Annotated in this window: 1 protein-coding gene; it reads left to right on the top strand. The window is 69.9% G+C overall.

Annotation, left to right across the window (positions count from 1 at the left end; translation table 11 throughout):
* The coding region (locus ACQG3P_RS23540; protein WP_426806395.1) for an acyl-CoA dehydrogenase family protein at positions 1–236 on the top strand (236 nt) is incomplete at both ends.

Here is a 236-nt window from a genome sequence, read left to right as displayed (position 1 = left end):
CAGCGCTTCCTGCCCGGCCTGTGCAGCGGCGAGAAGGTCGGCGCGCTGGCCATGAGCGAACCGGGCGCGGGTTCGGACGTGGTGTCGATGAAGCTGCGCGCGGACAAGCGCGGCGACCACAACGTGCTCAACGGCAACAAGATGTGGATCACCAACGGCCCGGATGCCGACGTGCTGGTGGTGTACGCCCAGACCGACGTGGAAGCCGGCGCCCAGGGCAGCACCGCCTGCCGGGT

It is taken from the genome of Stenotrophomonas sp. SrG, from assembly GCF_050031795.1.
Lineage (GTDB): Bacteria > Pseudomonadota > Gammaproteobacteria > Xanthomonadales > Xanthomonadaceae > Stenotrophomonas > Stenotrophomonas rhizophila_A.
The sequence above is the reverse complement of the archived record's forward strand: the minus strand, read 5'-3'. Positions and strand labels throughout refer to the sequence as shown.